General features: G+C 61.4%; 17 protein-coding genes. 8 read left to right on the top strand and 9 right to left on the bottom strand.

The window, feature by feature from the left end:
• Window positions 1-11: 11 nt before the first annotated feature.
• The 3 genes from IE123_RS12230 to IE123_RS12240 are packed head-to-tail and all read right to left on the bottom strand — an operon-like array spanning window position 12 to window position 4,402.
• Window positions 12-1,490, bottom strand: coding sequence for a M20 family metallopeptidase (locus IE123_RS12230; protein ID WP_189518568.1), 1,479 nt, complete (start codon window positions 1,488-1,490; stop codon window positions 12-14).
• Entirely contained in the window at window positions 1,480-2,814 is a 1,335-nt protein-coding gene (locus IE123_RS12235; RefSeq protein WP_189518569.1) for an amidohydrolase, read from the bottom strand. The genes IE123_RS12230 and IE123_RS12235 overlap by 11 nt, the downstream gene beginning before the upstream one ends.
• A gap of 58 nt (window positions 2,815-2,872) precedes the next feature.
• Window positions 2,873-4,402 carry an AbgT family transporter gene (locus IE123_RS12240; RefSeq protein ID WP_189518570.1) on the bottom strand — a complete coding sequence of 510 codons (1,530 nt, stop codon included), beginning with the start codon at window positions 4,400-4,402 and terminating at the stop codon, window positions 2,873-2,875.
• 308 nt (window positions 4,403-4,710) lie between these two features.
• Between IE123_RS12240 and IE123_RS12245 the strand changes: the two genes are divergently transcribed.
• Window positions 4,711-5,196 carry a YajQ family cyclic di-GMP-binding protein gene (locus tag IE123_RS12245; protein ID WP_189518571.1) on the top strand — a complete coding sequence of 162 codons (486 nt, stop codon included), beginning with the start codon at window positions 4,711-4,713 and terminating at the stop codon, window positions 5,194-5,196.
• A gap of 53 nt (window positions 5,197-5,249) precedes the next feature.
• Here the strand turns inward: IE123_RS12245 and IE123_RS12250 are convergent, their stop codons facing one another.
• Window positions 5,250-6,200 (bottom strand): lysophospholipid acyltransferase family protein, encoded by a 951-nt coding sequence (locus IE123_RS12250; RefSeq protein WP_189518573.1) that lies wholly within the window; start codon window positions 6,198-6,200, stop codon window positions 5,250-5,252.
• 225 nt (window positions 6,201-6,425) lie between these two features.
• Between IE123_RS12250 and IE123_RS12255 the strand changes: the two genes are divergently transcribed.
• Complete coding sequence (locus IE123_RS12255; RefSeq protein ID WP_189518575.1) at window positions 6,426-7,766, top strand: MFS transporter; 1,341 nt, start codon at window positions 6,426-6,428, stop codon at window positions 7,764-7,766.
• Here IE123_RS12255 and IE123_RS12260 read toward each other — a convergent pair.
• The 5 genes from IE123_RS12260 to IE123_RS12280 all read right to left on the bottom strand — a co-directional run bounded on the left by IE123_RS12260 (window position 7,758) and on the right by IE123_RS12280 (window position 12,551).
• On the bottom strand, window positions 7,758-9,380 hold the full coding sequence (locus IE123_RS12260; protein ID WP_189518584.1) for a diguanylate cyclase domain-containing protein: 1,623 nt from the start codon (window positions 9,378-9,380) through the stop codon (window positions 7,758-7,760). The two genes, IE123_RS12255 and IE123_RS12260, sit on opposite strands and share 9 nt — an antisense overlap.
• Before the next feature lie 2 nt (window positions 9,381-9,382).
• The gene (locus IE123_RS12265) at window positions 9,383-9,808 is read right to left on the bottom strand and encodes a hypothetical protein (RefSeq protein WP_189518586.1); all 426 of its coding nucleotides are present in this window, start codon (window positions 9,806-9,808) and stop codon (window positions 9,383-9,385) included.
• A 10-nt stretch (window positions 9,809-9,818) separates the two neighbouring features.
• Window positions 9,819-10,979, bottom strand: coding sequence for a porin (locus IE123_RS12270; protein ID WP_189518588.1), 1,161 nt, complete (start codon window positions 10,977-10,979; stop codon window positions 9,819-9,821).
• Window positions 10,980-11,163: 184 nt separating this feature from the next.
• On the bottom strand, window positions 11,164-11,889 hold the full coding sequence (locus IE123_RS12275; protein WP_189518590.1) for a 2OG-Fe(II) oxygenase: 726 nt from the start codon (window positions 11,887-11,889) through the stop codon (window positions 11,164-11,166).
• A complete protein-coding gene (locus tag IE123_RS12280) occupies window positions 11,886-12,551 on the bottom strand; it encodes a CoA pyrophosphatase (protein WP_229819744.1) in 666 nt (221 codons plus the stop codon). Before IE123_RS12280 ends, IE123_RS12275 begins: the two co-directional genes overlap by 4 nt.
• A gap of 81 nt (window positions 12,552-12,632) precedes the next feature.
• On the opposite strand from IE123_RS12280, the gene IE123_RS12285 reads away from it, so the two are divergent.
• The 6 genes from IE123_RS12285 (at window position 12,633) to surE (ending at window position 16,931) form a co-directional block, all read left to right on the top strand.
• On the top strand, window positions 12,633-13,208 hold the full coding sequence (locus tag IE123_RS12285; RefSeq protein WP_189518592.1) for an NUDIX hydrolase: 576 nt from the start codon (window positions 12,633-12,635) through the stop codon (window positions 13,206-13,208).
• A 195-nt stretch (window positions 13,209-13,403) separates the two neighbouring features.
• Window positions 13,404-13,769, top strand: coding sequence for a cell division protein FtsB (gene ftsB / locus IE123_RS12290; RefSeq protein WP_189518594.1), 366 nt, complete (start codon window positions 13,404-13,406; stop codon window positions 13,767-13,769).
• A complete protein-coding gene (gene ispD, locus IE123_RS12295) occupies window positions 13,766-14,509 on the top strand; it encodes a 2-C-methyl-D-erythritol 4-phosphate cytidylyltransferase (RefSeq protein ID WP_189518596.1) in 744 nt (247 codons plus the stop codon). The genes ftsB and ispD overlap by 4 nt, the downstream gene beginning before the upstream one ends.
• Entirely contained in the window at window positions 14,496-15,014 is a 519-nt protein-coding gene (ispF, locus tag IE123_RS12300) for a 2-C-methyl-D-erythritol 2,4-cyclodiphosphate synthase (protein WP_189518597.1), read from the top strand. The genes ispD and ispF overlap by 14 nt, the downstream gene beginning before the upstream one ends.
• Window positions 15,011-16,069: a tRNA pseudouridine(13) synthase TruD gene (truD, locus tag IE123_RS12305; RefSeq protein ID WP_189518598.1), complete on the top strand. Its 1,059-nt coding sequence runs from the start codon at window positions 15,011-15,013 to the stop codon at window positions 16,067-16,069. The genes ispF and truD overlap by 4 nt, the downstream gene beginning before the upstream one ends.
• 85 nt (window positions 16,070-16,154) lie before the next feature.
• Window positions 16,155-16,931, top strand: coding sequence for a 5'/3'-nucleotidase SurE (gene surE, locus IE123_RS12310; RefSeq protein WP_189518599.1), 777 nt, complete (start codon window positions 16,155-16,157; stop codon window positions 16,929-16,931).
• Window position 16,932 lies beyond the last annotated feature (1 nt).

The raw sequence follows: 16,932 nt of genomic DNA on the forward strand, positions 1-16,932 counted from the left end.
GTACTGCATGATCAGTGCGCGAGCGGCGATGGTTGAATGTCCGGTCCAATGGGGCACACGTACGGTGATGATGCCAGGGACGCATCAAGCTCCTGGCGGGCCTGCGACAACCGTGCCGGATCACGCAAAATCTGCACCGCCGTGGCACCAAGCACCTTGCCGGCATGCAGCATGCCCTTGTGGCCCAGCGCGCTGCGGCCCTGAGCCACCACCTGCCAGGTATGCAGGGCGGTGCCGATGGCAAAACAGCTCACATAGCACTGTGCGGTGGGCACCACCCGGCTGACATCGCCCACATCCGTGGAGCCCTTCATGATCTGCAGGCTGGGCGCATAGTCCAGCACCGTTTCAAGCAGTGCCTGCTCGCTCAGGGTGTTGATGAGTGCCTGCGTGGCCGGCCCGGTCGCCTGACGCATGGCGGCCAGGTCAGAGCGCCGGTCGGCGTCGCTGTGCGTGTCGGCAATGGTGCGGGCATAGCGCTGATCGTCATCATCAAAGGGCAGGGCGCCCAGGGCCTGCATCTGCTCGAACATGACTGTTTCCAGTGCGCGATTGGGCAGATAGCTGGAGCAGGCCTTGTCAAAATGCACCTCGACCCGGGTACCGGTCATCAGCGCCGCGCCGCGGGCGACATCCTGCAGCCGAGCGTAGATCTCTTCGGTGTCGAGCATTTCGGGGGCGCGTACGAGATAAAGCACCTCGGCACTGTTTTGCACCACATTGGGTGAGGTGCCACCGCTATCGGTGATGGCGTAATGCAGTCGTGCCTGATCCGGCACATGCTCGCGCAGGTAGTTGGTGCCCACGTTCATCAGCTCCACGGCATCCAGCGCGCTGCGCCCCAGATGCGGTGAGTTGGCCGCATGGGCGGCAGTGCCGTAAAAGCGAAAGTACGCCTGAATATTGGCAAGGGTGGGGGTCGAGAAGATGCCGGTAAAGGTCATCGGATGCCAGGTCAGCGCCGCGTCAACGTCATCGAAGAGGCCATCGCGCACCATGAAGGTCTTGCCCGAGCCGCCTTCCTCACCCGGACAGCCGTAAAAGCGCAGCGTGCCACCGTCCTCGAGCCCGCCCTGTTCCTGCAGATAGTCTCTGGCAGCAACGGCGGCGGCCAGCGCCGCTGTGCCCAGAAGGTTATGGCCGCAGCCATGACCGTTGCCACCGGGTTCGAGCGGTTCATGCGCGCTGGCGCCGCCGCGCTGGCTGAGCCCGGTCAGTGCATCAAACTCGCCCAGCAGGGCAATCACCGGCGCGCCGCTGCCGACGCTGGCCACAAAGGCGGTGGCCATGCCGGCCACGCCGCGCTCGACGTGAAAGCCTTCCGCTTCCAGCGCATCGGCCAGCAGGCGGCTGGAAACGTGCTCTTCAAAGCGGGTTTCGGGATGGTCCCAGATGGCATCGGCCAGCGCGATAAACTGCTCCCTGCGCGCTTCGATCCGCGCGCTGATACGGGCAGTCGAAGAGTCCCTGCAGGCAGCGTCAGCGGTCATGGCGGGCTCCGGGCAGATCGATATTGAAGGCAAGATGGGCCAGCGAGCGCACCGCCAGCGGCAGTACATCCTCGTCAAAATCGAAGCACTGGTGGTGATGGCCGGCGGCCAGCTCGGTGCCGAATACCATGTAGGTGGCCAGCCCGCCCCGGTCCTGAACTCGCTTCATCATGCAGGTGGCATCCTCCGAGCCCGAGGGCTCGTTGATGCTTGGTGTGATGACCTCAATGCCCGGCAGCCCCTGGAGTCGGCCGTGAATGTAATCGACCAGCTCGGGGCTTGAGGTGCAGGTATCGGCCTCGCCGGCCAGATGATACTCGACGCTGACGCCGTGCATGCGTGCAGCACCCTCGATCACATCGATGGCGCGGCGGCGCATTTCCTCATTGATGGCCGTGTTTTCACCGCGCGTTTCGATCTTCATGGTGGCGCTGGCGGGCACCACGTTGCGACCGCTGCCGGCGTTGAGTACGCCCACGTTGATGCGCGAGACGCCGGCGCTGTGTCTCGGAATGGCATGCAGCCCCACCGCAGCCTGAGCGGCGGCCAGCAGCGCGTTGCGACCCTCTTCGGGTTTGCCGCCGGCGTGGGCCGGCACGCCGGTGTAGGCCACATCGAGCTTGGTGGTGGCCAGATAGCCGTCCTGGCCGCAGACCACCTCACCGCGAGGGACGCCGGTGCCGATGTGAGTGGCAATGAAGATATCGACGTCATCAAGCGTGCCGGCTTCTACCATTGAGCGTGCGCCACGCACGCCTTCCTCGGCGGGCTGGAAAATCAGCTTGATGCGCCCGGAGAGTTCCGATTCCAGCGTTTTGAACAGCCGGGCCAGCCCCAGTCCGATGGTAGTGTGACCATCGTGACCGCAGGCGTGCATCATGCCGGCATTTTTCGAGCCGAAGCCCTGCTGGGCGGGACGGTGCGTTTCTTCCCTGGACTCTTCAAGATCCAGCGCGTCCAGATCGATGCGATAGCCAATGGTCGGCCCCGGACGGCCGGTATCGAGTACGCCGATCACGCCGGTAAAGCCGCCCGAGAGCTGCGGCAGCCAGCGCTCGATGGCGCCCTGCGCTTTGGCGCGTGCCTCTTCACGCGCCAGGGTGTCGGCATCGGGTACGCCCATGCGTGAGGTCTCATCAACGACGTCACGGCCCAGCGTGACTGCGTAGCCCAGCCGGTCGAGTTCCTCGGCCACGATCGAGGCAGTGCGAAACTCGACCCAGCCGGATTCAGCGTACTGATGAAAGTCGCGCCGCCAGGCAGTGAGCTGCGGCGTCAGGGTGTCCAGATGGTGATCAAGCGTGTGTGAAAGCGCTTCTGACATGACAATACTCCTTTCATGACGGGGCAGCTCGCGGGCCGTCCCGATGGAAATGACCGGTTTACATCAGACCGTAAACGCCCGGTCCGAAGGGCAGCCCCAGCAGATAGAAGCTCACCAGCATGATGATCCAGACAACCAGAAAGGCCAGCGAGTAGGGCAGCATCAGCGAGATCAGCGTGCCCAGCCCCGCCTCGCGGTCATATTTTCGAATGAAGGTCAGCACCACCACCATGTAGGGATTGAGCGGTGAAATGATGTTGGTTGAGGAGTCCGCCACGCGGTAGGCCATCTGAATGAAACCCGGGTGGTAGCCCAGCTGCATGAACAGCGGCACGAAAATGGGGGCTTCCAGCGCCCACTTGGCCGAACCCGAAAAGATCAACAGGTTCATGAACGCGGTAAAGACGATGTAGCAGATGATCACCGGCAGCCCGGTGAAGTTGATCGAGGTCAGCACCTCTGCGCCATTGACCGCCAGCCAGCTGCCGATATGGGTCCAGCCAAACCAGGCAATGAACTGCGAGGCGGCAAAGATCAGCACGATATAGCCGCCCAGATCGCGCATGGCATCAGCCATCTTCTCCGAGATATCACGCGAGCTTTTGATTTTGCCGGTGGTCACGCCGTAGGACACGCTGACCGTGATGAAGAAAAACAAAATGATGGGAACAATGCCCGAGAGAAACGGCGAGGGGATCAATCCGCCGTTGTCGTTTCTCAAGGGCGAATCAGGCCAGAAGATCAGCGTGGCCAGCCCACCCACATACAAAAGTGCCGCAATGCCGGCATTGCGAAGCCCGCGCCCGGCATTGGATGGCTCGTCATGTTCAACCTTCTCGACGTCCCCGTCATAGCGCCCCAGACGGGGCTCGGTAATCCGTTCGCTGATCTGGGCAGCGAGAACGGTCAGCACCACCACGGAGAGGCAGTTGAAATACCAGTTGTCGACCGGGGTCACTACCATGTTCGGGTCGATCAGGCGCGCGGCCTCCGTCGAGATACCCGAGAGCAGGGCATCGGTGCCCACGATCAGCAGATTGGCGGTAAAGCCGGCGCCGGCGCTGGCAAACCCGAGCGCCAGCCCCGCCACCGGATGACGTCCCAGCGTGTGATAGACCATCGCCGCCAGCGGCGGCAGCAGTATCAGCGAAGCATCGGAGGCCACGTTCATCATGATGCCGGTAAAGGCGACCGTATAGGTCACCAGCTGTCGGGGCGCCGACATCACCGTACGCCGGATCAACACATCCAGCAGGCCGATCTTTTCGGCAAGGCCGATGCCCAGCATCATCGACAGTACCAGCCCGAGCGGGGCAAAGCCGGTGAAGTTGGTCAGCATGGATTCAAGGATAAAGCGGATGCCCTCGCCCGAGACCAGGCTACGGATCGGCTGCGTTTCGCCCGTGGCCGGCAGCACGACGCTGGCGCCGCTCGCGGCAAAGAAGACCGAGGCCACCAGTACCACAAGGGCCAGCATGACAAACAGCATGAAGGGGTCGGGCAGGCGATTGCCAATGCGCTCGATGGCATTGAGCAGTCGTGCCCAGCGGCGCGAAGATGCCGCCGGGGATTGCGTGGTGGCAACCATAATGAAGACTCCGAGTAACGTATTATTGTGTGCCGTCTTGAACCGGCGATTGTTATCGGTGACCTGACTCTGACGTGCATTGGTTTTATTGGGGATAGTCGACTTTTTACAGCGTCAGCACAAACAGGTCATGACACTGTAAGGGAAAGCGGCGTTCGATCAAACGATATCGCTGCGTACTGTTCGATAATTGTTCTGGTGCCTTGCCAGGTGGTGCCTTGCAGACACGAAAGCCGTCCGGGATGAATGGGCCTTGCCCTTTGACTCGGCTAGAATCAGCCCTTTTGGTGCATTCAGGAGACCATGACATGCCCTCTTTCGATATCGTGTCCGAATTTGACAAGCACGAAGCGACCAATGCCGTCGATCAGGCCAATCGCGAAGTGCAGACGCGCTTTGACTTTCGCGGCGTGGATGCCAGCTTCACCCTGGAAGGTGAAAAGGTATCGCTGGAAGCCGATGCCGATTTCCAGCTCAAGCAGATGCTCGACATCCTGCGGGCCAAACTGATTGCACGCGGCATTGATGCGCGCTGCATGGATGAGCAGGAGCCGGTGTTGTCCGGCGTCAAGGCGCGTCAGGAAGTGCAGCTCAAGCAGGGGCTCGAACAGCCTGACTGCAAGGCGATCGTCAAGCAGTTGAAGGAGTCAAAGCTCAAGGTGCAAAGCGCCATTCAGGGCGACAAGGTGCGGGTCACCGGCAAAAAGCGCGATGACCTGCAGCAGGCCATCGCGCTTTTGAAGGGAGAAGAAGGACCGGATCTGCCTTTGCAGTTTGACAACTTCCGTGACTAGGCAATCTCTCGGGCTGCCTCATGTTCGGATAGCAGCAGGTCGACCCTTTTGAACTAAAGCTTTTTACCGGCGCGGCCCTGCTTGTAAAAGCGCCGCGTCCGCCAGCCGGGCGCGTTTTCCCGCTGTCCCGGGGTGCGTCGGTATCGCTTGTACTCCCACTGATACTGCATGGGGTCCAGCGCGATGGCGGCCTCGACGCTTGCGTTGACACCGCGCGCCGACAGCGCCTCATCTTCCTGGGCATAGACCCGCTCATCAGCCTTGAGAAAGTGGATATCAAAGCCCTTTCGGTCCTCACGCCGTTTGGCCACACCCGTGACCACGCGGGCATTGGTGCGCGAGACCAGCCGTGGCAGCAGGGTGGCGGTATAGGCCGGATGACCAAAAAAGTCGGCAAACTCGCCGCTGCCCCAGTCAGGCACCTGATCCGGCAGGATACCGATCGCTTCGCTGCGTTTGAGGGCCTTTAACAGCGCGGCCACACCGCGGGAGGTGGTGGGTACCAGCTGTGCGCCCATCCGCTCTCGTCCGCTTCGAATGACCGGGTCCAGCGCACTGATCTTGGGCGGCTCATACATGGCCGTGAATGGAAAGTGGCTGGAGAGCCAGAAGTTGAGAATCTCCCAGTTGCCAAAGTGAGGCGCCAGCACGATCACGCCGCGACCCTCGGCGCGGGCCTCATCGAGCAGCTCACGTCCGTGCACCTCGACAATCGATTTCTCCACCTCGTCAGGGTCACCCTGCCAGGCAAATCCCAGCTCCATCATGGTGGCAATCGAGTGACGCAGGCTGTCATGGATCTGCTGACGGCGTGCCTCGTCGCTGACCTTTGGAAAGGCCTGACGCAGGTTCATGCGCGTAATGCGCCGCTCTCGTACGCCAATCAGGCTGTAGAAGGGCTCAAACCTTGACGCCAGACGCCATAGCGAATGCGGCGTGCGTTGTGAGAGCACTTGCCAGAGACGCATGATAAGGCGCGCCTGCCAGTTGTCTTTCATCGTCATTGCTACGCTTTAATGGTGTCGAAATCGACAGGGAGTATAACCAGTTGAATCGGCGCCTTCATGGTAAGTGGGCGCAATCGCTTGTGATCATCTCGTGCCTGTGCCGATTGGCAGGCCGAAATGACCCGCCGGGGGGCTCTGACGGGCTGCCTGTTTCGTTGGTAACAGAGTGGTGGTGGCAGAACGTGTGATGCGCCATCTCCATTCGTGATTTGTGAGGACTCCATGGCTCGTCCACTCCTGACACTGATACTGCCGCCGCTGCTGGGGCTTTTCATTCTGGCGCTCGGTAATGGCTTTTTGTCCACGCTGGTAACGCTGCGACTGGACAACGCCGGGGCGTCGGTGGAAACCATCGGCTGGGTGTCGTCGGCCTACTACGTAGGTCTGGCGCTGGGGGCAGTGCTCAATGACCGTCTACTGCTGCGTATCGGTCATATTCGCGCCTATGCCTGTTTTGCCTCGCTGGTGGCGGCGGCGGCGCTTGCCCAGGCGCTGTGGCTTGATGCCGGCTGGTGGTTTGCCATGCGTCTGGTGGGCGGCTGGGCCACGGTCGGCGTTTATCTGGTGATCGAAAGCTGGCTTTTAACCAGCAGTGATTCGACCCGTCGCGGTCAGATTCTGGCCTTCTACATGATTTCGCTGTACGCCGCGCTGGCCCTCGGGCAGCTGTTGCTGGGGCTCTTCCCGCAGCCCTTTGACGCCACGCCCTATGTGTTGATCGGCATGCTGGCCACGCTCTCGGTACTGCCGCTGGGTATCATTCCCCGCGTGTCGCCGCTGCTGGAACATGCCGTGCCGCTGTCGCCCTGGCGGCTGGTACGGGTCACGCCGACCGGGGTCATGGGTGTGTTCGGCTCGGGGCTGATCGTGGCGGCGCTCTATTCGCTGCTGCCGCTGTATCTACAGCAGACAGGGCTTTCGGTCGAGCGGCTGGGGCAATTCATGGCGGTGGTCATTGTCGGTGGCATGGCCCTGCAATATCCCATGGGGCGCTGGTCGGACCGCAACGATCGCCAGATCGTGCTGATTGTGCTGGGCATGGCGCTGATTGCCCTGTCGCTGGCATTGCCGCTGGCGGCCGCCATCAGCGAACTGACACTGGGCGTCGTGCTCTTCCTGTTTGGAGGCGTGGCGTTTTCGCTCTATCCGGTTGCCATGAGCCATGCCGCTGACCGGGCACCGCCTCAGGCGCTGGTGGGCATGAGTCAGGGGCTTTTGCTGATCAATGCCGTGGGCTGCACGCTCAGCGCGCCGATGCTCACCGGTGTGATGGGGCAGACAGGTGGAAATGGTCTTTTTTATGGCTTTGCCATTATCTCGACGATCATGGCGCTTTTTTTCATGTGGCGACGCAGCGTCCGGCCCGCACCACAGCCGGTAGCGCCCTTTGCCGCACACCCGGTGCAGTCGGTGGTGGGTGCCGAACTTGAAGTGACCGAGGAAATGGTTTCGGGTGCCGAGACGCAGGCAGAAAAGGATGAGGCCGAGGAGGCCGCGCATCAGGATAACGCCCGTTTTGACAGTGCCGCTCATGCTGCGGAACAGGCGCGCCCGTCATCCTGAGAGCAGCGGTGACCCGCTGGTGAGGGTGGTGTTGTGGTCATGAAAGCGCCAGGTGTTACGGCCTTCGCGCTTGGCCCGATACATCGCCTGATCCGCCATGTAGACCAGGGTCTGTATATCCTGGGTATCACTGCCCAGCACGGCGATGCCGATACTGACGCCCAGCTGCACCTGCTGTCCGCCTTCCAGCGTTAACGGCTGGTTGATGCTCTCGACCAGCCGCTGCGCCAGCCCGCCCAGGTCGGTTCGGGGCGTCTGATGATCCAGCAGCAGCACGAATTCATCACCGCCCAGACGGGCCGGATAGTCATGGCGGCGCGATATGTCACGCAGCATGTCGGCGATCTGTCGGAGCACTTCATCACCGGCATGATGGCCGTAAATGTCGTTGACCTGCTTGAAGTGATCAAAGTCGAGCACCATCAGGGCATGCTGGCGATCGGGATGAAGGCGGCAGTATCGTTCGATGATGCCAAGACGCCGTTCAAACCCCAGGCGGTTGCCAAGCCCCGTCAGGGGGTCGGTCACGGCAAGCCTTTCGGCGGCCTCGGCGGCCTGGCGACGTTCGGTAATATCGTGCGCCACGCCCTGCAGGCGTCCCTTTTCCAGGTGACTGACCATGACATTGACCCAGCGCCGCTCTGAACCTTCGCCCACGGCCATTTCCCACTCACGCCCACTGTCTCGTCTCGCGCGACGGCTGGTCAGTTCCTGTGTCGTTGGTCCGCCCTCACTGGCCAGCGTCTTGAAGGCAATGGGCGGCCCGGCCGGGTCCGGCGTTTTACCCTTCAGGAAAAGACGGCAAAAGGCCGGGTTGGCCGAGAGCAGCCATCCCTGGTCGTCCAGTTCAAAAATGCCGGCTTCGACGTTATCGAAAATAGTGCGATAGCGTCGTTCCTCGACCTCACGGGCCAGTCGCTGACGCCGCTCCTCGCTCAGGCTGCTGACCAGCCGATCGATCATGGCATTGACGCTCAGGACCAGTCTGCCGATCTCATCCCTGGCATGCCCGCTGGGGGGGGACAGCTTCTTTCCCGTTTCGGCTTCAATGGCATGCAGTTTTTGAGAAATGTCACTGATGGGGCGGGTGACGAAATAGAACACCACCAGGATAACGCTTAACCCGATCCCCAGCAGCTGCAGGACAAGGGCAACGGACAGGAACCGTGTGGCGTCGTTGACCATGCTGTCGATCCAGTCCTGATCCGGCACCAGGGTCAGCTTACACACCGCCTTGTCGGGTTCAAACGGTGAATTGATCGTGCGGGTGAGCGGTGCGCCGCTGCCATGATCGATCGCGGTGACGCGATCAGCCAGTGCGGTGCCATCGTGACGAATCAGCCGTGCTTCCCGCACGATGCGATTGCTCAAAAGCCCTTCGGCCACTTCTTCGGCCAGCTGGCTGTCATCCAGAAAACAGGCAATCTGTGCCGTGCGCTCGACCGTGGAGATCAGACCTTCCAGACGCAGCTGCTGAATGTCCTTTTCGGATTCGGCGCGCAGGTGCACGGCCAAAAGCAGAAAGCCGATGCCCAGCACACCAACGATCAACACGATGCTGGCGGCAGCCCGCAGGGCCAGACGACTGCGAAAATGCGTCAGAAGGCTTGCCATGGCTATTCGCTCAGCGTCAGCAGAACGTGCATGTGGGCAGGCATCTGGGTGGCATCGACATAGCCAAGCGCATTGTTGTTGTGCGTTACGATGTCGACGAGATCCTCATACGTGCCTGCCTGCTGGGGCGGTGAGGCGCGCCCCGAAAAGACCAGTCGTGCCCAGTAGGAGTTGATCTCGGCCATGTCCTTTTGCACCAGCGCCTTGTAAAAACGGGCCTTGAGGGGCGCCTGATCGATCGGCAGGGCCACACTATCGTTGGGCAGCCGGCGATAGCGGCCCATGAAAATATTGACGGCTTCGCTGTGGCTGATCTGACGGATTGAGCTGGCATCATTGATGACAATGGCAATATCGGCTCGGGCCGTAGTGCTGATGACAAGCATGGCCACCGTGGCGACGCGCGTGAGACGCATGAAGCGGGTCATGGAGATATCCTTAAAAGATGAAATCCAGCCCGAGGCTGACAAGGTTTGATTGATCACCCTTCAAGTGGTCGTCGGCACTGCGCCAGAGCAGCCCGGGTGAGCGCGTATGGATGCGATCAAACTGGGTCTTGAGTGCCAGATTGGTGGCCACGTCATATCGAAGTCCCAGCGACCAGGTGTGCTGATCAATATTGGAGCCGACCGGGTCCTCGCGGCTGTCATGTGTTCTCACGCTGGAGAGCAGGAGATAGGGCGTCCAGCTTTCCATGCGCCACGCCGCCGACATAAAACCGGTGTCCAGCCAGGTATCGCCATCGGCCAGGATGTCACGATTCCAGATCGCCTGTAGCTGCAGGGGTCCCGAACTGTAGGCAGCCCCCAGTGAGTAGACCTGCAGCTCGTCAAAGCCGGTCAGGTAATTCAGATAACGATTGGCATTGACGCTGTAGAGCTGACCGATCAGATCGGCGTCAGCGCCGCTGAAACTGACATCCGAGTGGATCTGCGTGTAGCCGGCACGCAACCGCCATGGGCCGGTTTCATAGTTGAGGTGTCCGCCCACAACGTTATGGGCATCAAGGTCCGCCTGCAGCGCGTCCGTCATGAAAAACCGGCTGTCAGAGCGACCGGCAAAAAAACGGGCCCAGGCCAGATCGCTGCCGACCGGGCGAGTAAGGGTTACCTCGGCGCCATCAATCCAGGTTAGCTGCAGCATGCCAAAGTGATCCACCGGTGGGCGAATCCAGGGATAGGCATAACCGACGTAACGCGATTCCGAAATGATGTCGACATCCCAGCCCAGGCGGCCGACGCGCAGCTGAAAGCCCGGGTCAGGGGCGTAGCGCACGAACGCCAGCATCAGCTCGGGGCTGAAGTCTCCCGAGCTGTGATATTGACTCATGCCCTGCACCACGCCATCGATTTCGTCAGTCAGGCGCACATTCGCCTGCAGGCCCAGACGTGTATCGGTTCTGGCGCTCCAATGTTTGTCGGCGCCCTTTGGCTGACCGATGTCGCGCACGAAGTCGCCATGGCCCTGATCACTGTGGATAAGCCCCAGCGTGCCAAAGCCACTCAGCGTCACCCGGTCATCCAGAAGGCGGGTTTGCGCCTGTGCGCCGGCACTACACGCCAACAGGAGTGCCATGAGCACAATGGGCAGGGATTTCATCAGGAGGCGGTCTCGCGGGGTAAAAAAAGGTCGGGCAACCCATTCGGCACCACGGGGCTTTTGGGTTGCGATCACCTCATGATGTCGGCCGCGCGGCGCCAGACTTTAATGAAAGGGAAAAGCGGGCAGGGGGAAAACGACGCAGGGCCGCGGACTGAGCGCCGCGGCCGAAGGGAGTGACGGCTCAGCGGGCCGGGTCGACCACGCCATTGACCGAGGCGTTACGTCGAAACCAGCCGGCGATGCTGGCACGCGGCAGGCGGGTGGGTAGCACCTCATGAGGCACGGTGTCGGATAAAAAGCAGGCCAGGGTACCGGCCTCGGGAAGTACCCGGGCCATTTCCTGAATGGGGGCGTTGGGGTCGAACCCGTCAGGTCCCTGCTGCCGGCTTTCAAACAGCACCATCTCACCGCCGCCGTCGACCGGCCAGTCGCGATTGAGATAGGTCACCGTGGAGATGACCCGGTTGGCGCGACCCTGAAAGCTGTCCACGTGGCGCTTGTAAAAGGCGCCTGGCGGGTAACGGGCAAAATGGGCTTCAAACTCGAAAAGCCCAATGAAAAGTGCCCGATTGATCTGGCTGCGAAGTTCGTCCAGACGTTTGAGATACACCCTTTGTGCCGGGCTTTCCTGATTCAACCAGCGAATGGCATCGCCGCGGATGCTGGTGGCCAGCTGATGCTCCTTGAGCCGGCCGATGCCGGCGCTTGCCAGGGCGTCACAGGCCTCAAGCCTTTCAAGGTCAGCCAGCAGGGCATTAATCAGTACCGGTGGAAAGAAGTCGCGCTGGCAGCTGAATCCCTGATGAATCAAATCATCAATCAGGGCATCAATGCGCTCGGGTGCGAGCGGGGAGGCGGCCAGCAGGGCGTGGGTCTCGCGATCAAGATCATCAATGACGTTGGTCATGACGGGCGCCTGCGTGAAGGTCGGGGAGGAAGATGACGAAGGGGTGAAGCTTCAGGATAGCGATCAAGCCCGATATCGACATGAAAGGCAACGTTCAACAGCTCGACTACCATCATCGCCGAAAGCCCCCAGAGCGTGTGCTCAAGGATGGTGTAGCTGGGCACGTACCAGCAGGTCTCGTCATCGTAAATGACATCGGTGTGCTGGCGCGGGTCGGTCATCAGACGCGCCAGCTCGACTTCAAAAATGACATCGATCTCATCGGGGTTGGGCGTAAAGGGCGTGTCAGGCTCAATCAGCCCCACAAAGGGCGTCACGATCATGCCATTGGCAGAAAAACGCTCGGAAAGCCGGCCCAGGAGGGTGACCTGCTCGGGCGGCAGACCGATCTCCTCGAAGCTTTCACGCAGGGCGCAGGCCTGAAGGCCGTCATCTTCGGGGTCAAGCTTGCCGCCGGGAAAGGCGACCTGACCGGCATGGGAGCTCAGACGCGCATTGCGGCGTGTCAGCAAAAGGGTTGGCGCATCATGGTTGATGATCGGCATCAGAACGGCCGCGCGCGGATGGCTGCCCTCCAGCCTTGCCGGGCGGTAATCCTTGAGTCGATGTTGGGCCTTTAGCAGCATAAGGGACATGTTCCAGCAGAAAGACCAGCGTGTCATGGCGAAATCGCCAATCGACACATGAGGTGATCAAACGTAGTGTAAAGCGTTCGGTCACTCGCCGTAAGCGACGAGGAAGTCATGAATTTTTGCAGCCATTGCGGCGCGCCGGTGCGCTTTGCCATTCCATCGGACGATGATCGTCCGCGCTATCTGTGTGATAACTGCGGCACTATCCACTATCAAAACCCCCGTATCGTGGCCGGCAGCCTACCCATATCGGGTGATCAGGTACTGCTGTGCCGCCGCGCCATCGCTCCGCGTCACGGCTATTGGACCCTGCCGGCCGGGTTCATGGAAAACGGTGAAACCACGCCCGAGGCGGCCATTCGTGAAACCCGCGAGGAGGCTTGTGCCGAGGTCGAACTGGCCGGGCTCTATACCATGGTCGATCTGCCCCATATCAATCAGGTCTACATGATCTATCTGGCGCAGCTTTGCAACAATCAGGCACCGGCCTTCTCGGCAGGGCCCGAAAGCCTGGAGGTGCGTCTTTTCAGGGAAGAGGATATCCCCTGGTCCGAGCTTGCCTTTTCGACGATCACGAAGACCCTTGAGTGCTATTTTCGCGATCGTGCGCGTCTTGAAAGGGAAGCGCTCGACGTTCAAACCCTGGCGCTTTACCCGCTGCACGCCGACGTGATTCGCCGCTGGTAACGTAGGCGCCGGTACCGGGAATGCCCCGGCCTGATGGGCCGGGCACCTTTCAACGCTGCAGAACGCTCTCGCAACGCAGTAGAACAGCTTCGTTTATTCGCGGGGAGATGGTGTCTGCTGGACGATCCACTGGCGGGTAATGGCATAATTGCGGCTTTCCCGAGGCCGGTTCGGCCGACAACGATATAGATCACGATGCTCAAATGGATTTCAATCGCGCTGGTGGTAGCGCTGGCCGCGTTGCAGTATCAGCTCTGGCTGGGTGATGGCGGTCTTCTGGAGCACAGCCGCGTCAAGGTGCGCGCTGATGAGCTCCAGGAGAGCAACGAACTGCTGACCGATCGTAATGACCGGCTGGCTGCCGAGGTGGTGGATCTGAAAAACGGCCTTGATGCGATCGAGGAGCGCGGGCGCAACGACCTGGGCATGGTGCGCAACGATGAGCAGTTTTTCTGGGTGCCCAGTGAAAAGGCCAGTCGCAATCCCACCCGCGTGGCCCCGCCGGGTGCCGACCAAAGCGCCGATGAAGCCCGTGACGAGTTTGCCGGGAGGGAGCAATGAGCGCCCCGCAATGGTTGATCGTGCCGGCGGCCGGGCGAGGCACCCGCATGCGTGCGGCCTGTCCCAAGCAGTACCTGCTGCTCGGTGACGCCGCGGTACTCGCCTGTACGCTGGCGCGTCTGCATGAGGCCTTTCCGGAGGCGACCCTGCTGCTGTGCCTGGATGGCGAGGACCAGTGGTTTCATGAATCCATGGTGCCCTTTGCACGCTGGCAGCGTCTTGATGGCGGCGATGAGCGGGTGGATTCGGTACGCGCCGGCATCGACTGGCTGGCGGCACATGCCCACGGCGATGACTGGGTGCTGGTCCACGATGTGGCGCGCCCCTGTGTCACCGTGGCGGATCTGCACCATCTGATGGACGCCATCCATGATGACCCGGTGGGCGGGCTGCTGGCGGCGCCGGTCACCGATACTCTCAAGCGTCAGGACAGTGACCAGCGCATTGACGCAACGGTTCCCCGTCAGGGGCTCTGGCGAGCAATGACTCCCCAGGGTTTTCGCTATGGCGTTCTGCGCGAGGCCTTCACGGCAGCGTTTGAGGCAGGCTTTCTCATGACCGATGAGGCCTCGGGCGTCGAACAGCTTGGCCATGCGCCGCTGCTGGTCACCGGACGCAGCGATAATCTGAAAATCACCCATCCCGAAGACCTGGCGCTGGCGGCAAGGATTCTGAGTGCCCAGCAGGATACGTCTCGGTTATATCTTTCGGACAAGGAACCCGGCCATGAGCCTATCTGATCTTTCTACACTGGCTCGGCTGCGTATCGGTCATGGCTTCGATGTCCATCGCTTCGGCGAGGGCGATCATTTGATGCTGGGTGGCGTGCGCGTTGATTTTGAGCACGGCTTTGTAGCGCACTCCGACGGGGATGTGGTGCTGCACGCATTGAGCGATGCCCTGCTGGGCGCGGCCGCACTGGGCGATATCGGTCAGCACTTCCCGGATACCGATGAGCAGTGGCGCGGCGCCGACAGTCGTGCGCTGCTGCGTCATGTGGTGTCGCTGATCCAGCGAAAAGGCTTTGCCCTGATCAATGTCGATATCACCATTCTGGCCCAGGCGCCCAAAATGGCGCCGCATATCAATGCCATGCGTGAAGTGATCTCTGAGGACATCGCGCTTGCGCTGTCGTGTGTCAACGTCAAGGCCACGACCACCGAAAAGCTCGGCTTCACCGGTCGGGGCGAGGGCATTGCCGTGGAAGCCGTGGCGCTTCTGGTGCACGGTGATGAGGCCTCATGACCGAAGAGACGAGCGAGGCGCAGGGCTCACCGCTGCCCGACTGGGCCAGAAGTCTTGGTGTACCACCGCACTCGGGGCGGTTTCGTGAATTTCCCGAAGCCTTTCGGGTCGAAGAGCAGATGGCCTTTACGCCCGAGGGCGAAGGTGAGCACCTGTGGCTGCACTGTGAAAAGCGCAATCTTTCCACAGCGCAGCTGATCCGCCATCTGGCACACACGCTGGAGGTGGCGCCGCGCGATATCGGCGTCAGCGGGCTCAAGGACCACACCGCGCTGACGCGTCAGTGGGTGTCGGTGGCGCTGACCGGGCGGGCGACACCAGCGGCGCTACCGGACCTGGTCGAAATGGAAGGCCTGCGGCTTTTAAGCTTCGGCCGCCATCCGCGCAAGCTGCGCCGTGGTGTGCATCGCGCCAATCGATTTGCGCTGTATGTGACCGGTGAGGCCGTGACGCAGGGCTCGCTCGAAACACGCTGGCATGAACTGGTCGCCAACGGCGTACCCAATTATTTCGGGCCGCAGCGCTTTGGCCACCAGGGCAGCAATATCACGCGTGCCCGGGCAATGATGGCGCGCGGCTGGAAAAAGCGACATGACCGGGATGGGATTTTGCTCTCGAGCGCGCGCAGCTGGTTGTTCAATCAGGTGCTGAGCACGCGTATCGAGCAGGGCAACTGGGCCAGCGGACTGGACGGTGACGTGTTCAATCTCGATGGTAGCGCCAGTCAGTTTGCCGGCCAGACACTGGATGATGCCCTGCGTACGCGACTGGCTGCGCTGGACATTCATCCTACCGGCCCGCTGTGGGGGCGCGGTAAAAGCGAGGTCAGCGGTGAGGCACTTGCCCTTGAGCGTGGCGTTGTAGAGAACGAGCCGACGCTTGCCGAGGGCATCGAAAGGGCGGGTGCGGCCCCGATGCGTCGCGCCCTGCGTCTTCGCCTCCAGGCGCCTGCCATTGAGCACGAAGGAGAAGGGCTCTGGCTGCATTTCACCCTGGCGCGTGGCGGCTTTGCCACCGCCGTACTGCGTGAGCTGTTTCAACACCCGGCGCTCTAGGATGTCGGCACTTCCTGGCTGCCGGGGAGGCCGCGCGTCGAGGTAGCTTCATCAATCTTCATACTGACTTGAACAGGGACGTCCAATGCGCAGACTGCTTTTATCCAATGATGACGGTGTCCATGCTCCGGGGCTCAAGGCGCTGCATGACGCGCTGGTTGATCAGGCCAGGCTGCGCGTCATTGCCCCTGACCGTGATCGCAGCGGGGCCAGCAATTCCCTGACGCTGTCCCATCCGCTATCGCTGACGCCGCTGGACAGCGGTTTCTACAGCGTCGATGGCACGCCGGCGGACTGCGTTTATCTGGGTGTGAGCGATATCTTTGATGAGACGGTGGACATGGTGATCTCCGGCATCAATCACGGTGCCAACCTGGGAGATGACGTGCTCTACTCGGGTACCGTTGCCGCTGCCATGGAAGGCCGCTCGCTGGGGCTTTCAGCCATCGCCATGTCGCTGGCAGGACATCAGCATTTTGAGACGTCCGGGCGTGTGGCCGCCACGCTGGTCAGTGCTGTCGAGCAGCTGGCACTACCGCCTCGAAGCCTTTTAAACGTCAACGTGCCCGATGTGCCCTGGGAAGAACTCAAGGGATTTCGAGTGACGCGTCAGGGGCAGCGTGGCCAGGGCAGCCAGCCCCTGCGCCTGCAGGATCCGCGTGGACGTACCCGCTACTGGATCGCGGCCTCGGGTGCCAGCTCCGATATGGGGGAGGACACCGATTTCGCTGCCATCGAGGCAGGCTTTGTGTCGATCACGCCGCTACAGACGGATCTGACCCGTCATGCCTCGATCGGTGATGTGCGTGGCTGGCTCGAGGCGCTGACCGGACAGCGTCAGCAGTCCGGGGACCTGCTCTGAT

This window comes from Kushneria pakistanensis, assembly GCF_014652795.1.
Lineage (GTDB): Bacteria > Pseudomonadota > Gammaproteobacteria > Pseudomonadales > Halomonadaceae > Kushneria > Kushneria pakistanensis.

What these genes read in the sequence shown, in the direction of transcription:
- IE123_RS12240 (WP_189518570.1), bottom strand. Translation starts at nt 4,402, where the DNA reads ATGGTTGCCACCACGCAATCCCCGGCGGCATCTTCGCGCCGCTGGGCA.
- IE123_RS12235 (WP_189518569.1), bottom strand. Translation starts at nt 2,814, where the DNA reads ATGTCAGAAGCGCTTTCACACACGCTTGATCACCATCTGGACACCCTG.
- IE123_RS12260 (WP_189518584.1), bottom strand. Translation starts at nt 9,380, where the DNA reads ATGGCAAGCCTTCTGACGCATTTTCGCAGTCGTCTGGCCCTGCGGGCT.
- IE123_RS12285 (WP_189518592.1), top strand. Translation starts at nt 12,633, where the DNA reads ATGAATTTTTGCAGCCATTGCGGCGCGCCGGTGCGCTTTGCCATTCCA.
- IE123_RS12250 (WP_189518573.1), bottom strand. Translation starts at nt 6,200, where the DNA reads ATGACGATGAAAGACAACTGGCAGGCGCGCCTTATCATGCGTCTCTGG.
- IE123_RS12245 (WP_189518571.1), top strand. Translation starts at nt 4,711, where the DNA reads ATGCCCTCTTTCGATATCGTGTCCGAATTTGACAAGCACGAAGCGACC.
- ftsB (WP_189518594.1), top strand. Translation starts at nt 13,404, where the DNA reads ATGCTCAAATGGATTTCAATCGCGCTGGTGGTAGCGCTGGCCGCGTTG.
- IE123_RS12255 (WP_189518575.1), top strand. Translation starts at nt 6,426, where the DNA reads ATGGCTCGTCCACTCCTGACACTGATACTGCCGCCGCTGCTGGGGCTT.
- surE (WP_189518599.1), top strand. Translation starts at nt 16,155, where the DNA reads ATGCGCAGACTGCTTTTATCCAATGATGACGGTGTCCATGCTCCGGGG.
- IE123_RS12275 (WP_189518590.1), bottom strand. Translation starts at nt 11,889, where the DNA reads ATGACCAACGTCATTGATGATCTTGATCGCGAGACCCACGCCCTGCTG.
- truD (WP_189518598.1), top strand. Translation starts at nt 15,011, where the DNA reads ATGACCGAAGAGACGAGCGAGGCGCAGGGCTCACCGCTGCCCGACTGG.
- ispD (WP_189518596.1), top strand. Translation starts at nt 13,766, where the DNA reads ATGAGCGCCCCGCAATGGTTGATCGTGCCGGCGGCCGGGCGAGGCACC.
- IE123_RS12230 (WP_189518568.1), bottom strand. Translation starts at nt 1,490, where the DNA reads ATGACCGCTGACGCTGCCTGCAGGGACTCTTCGACTGCCCGTATCAGC.
- ispF (WP_189518597.1), top strand. Translation starts at nt 14,496, where the DNA reads ATGAGCCTATCTGATCTTTCTACACTGGCTCGGCTGCGTATCGGTCAT.
- IE123_RS12280 (WP_229819744.1), bottom strand. Translation starts at nt 12,551, where the DNA reads ATGACACGCTGGTCTTTCTGCTGGAACATGTCCCTTATGCTGCTAAAG.
- IE123_RS12265 (WP_189518586.1), bottom strand. Translation starts at nt 9,808, where the DNA reads ATGACCCGCTTCATGCGTCTCACGCGCGTCGCCACGGTGGCCATGCTT.
- IE123_RS12270 (WP_189518588.1), bottom strand. Translation starts at nt 10,979, where the DNA reads ATGAAATCCCTGCCCATTGTGCTCATGGCACTCCTGTTGGCGTGTAGT.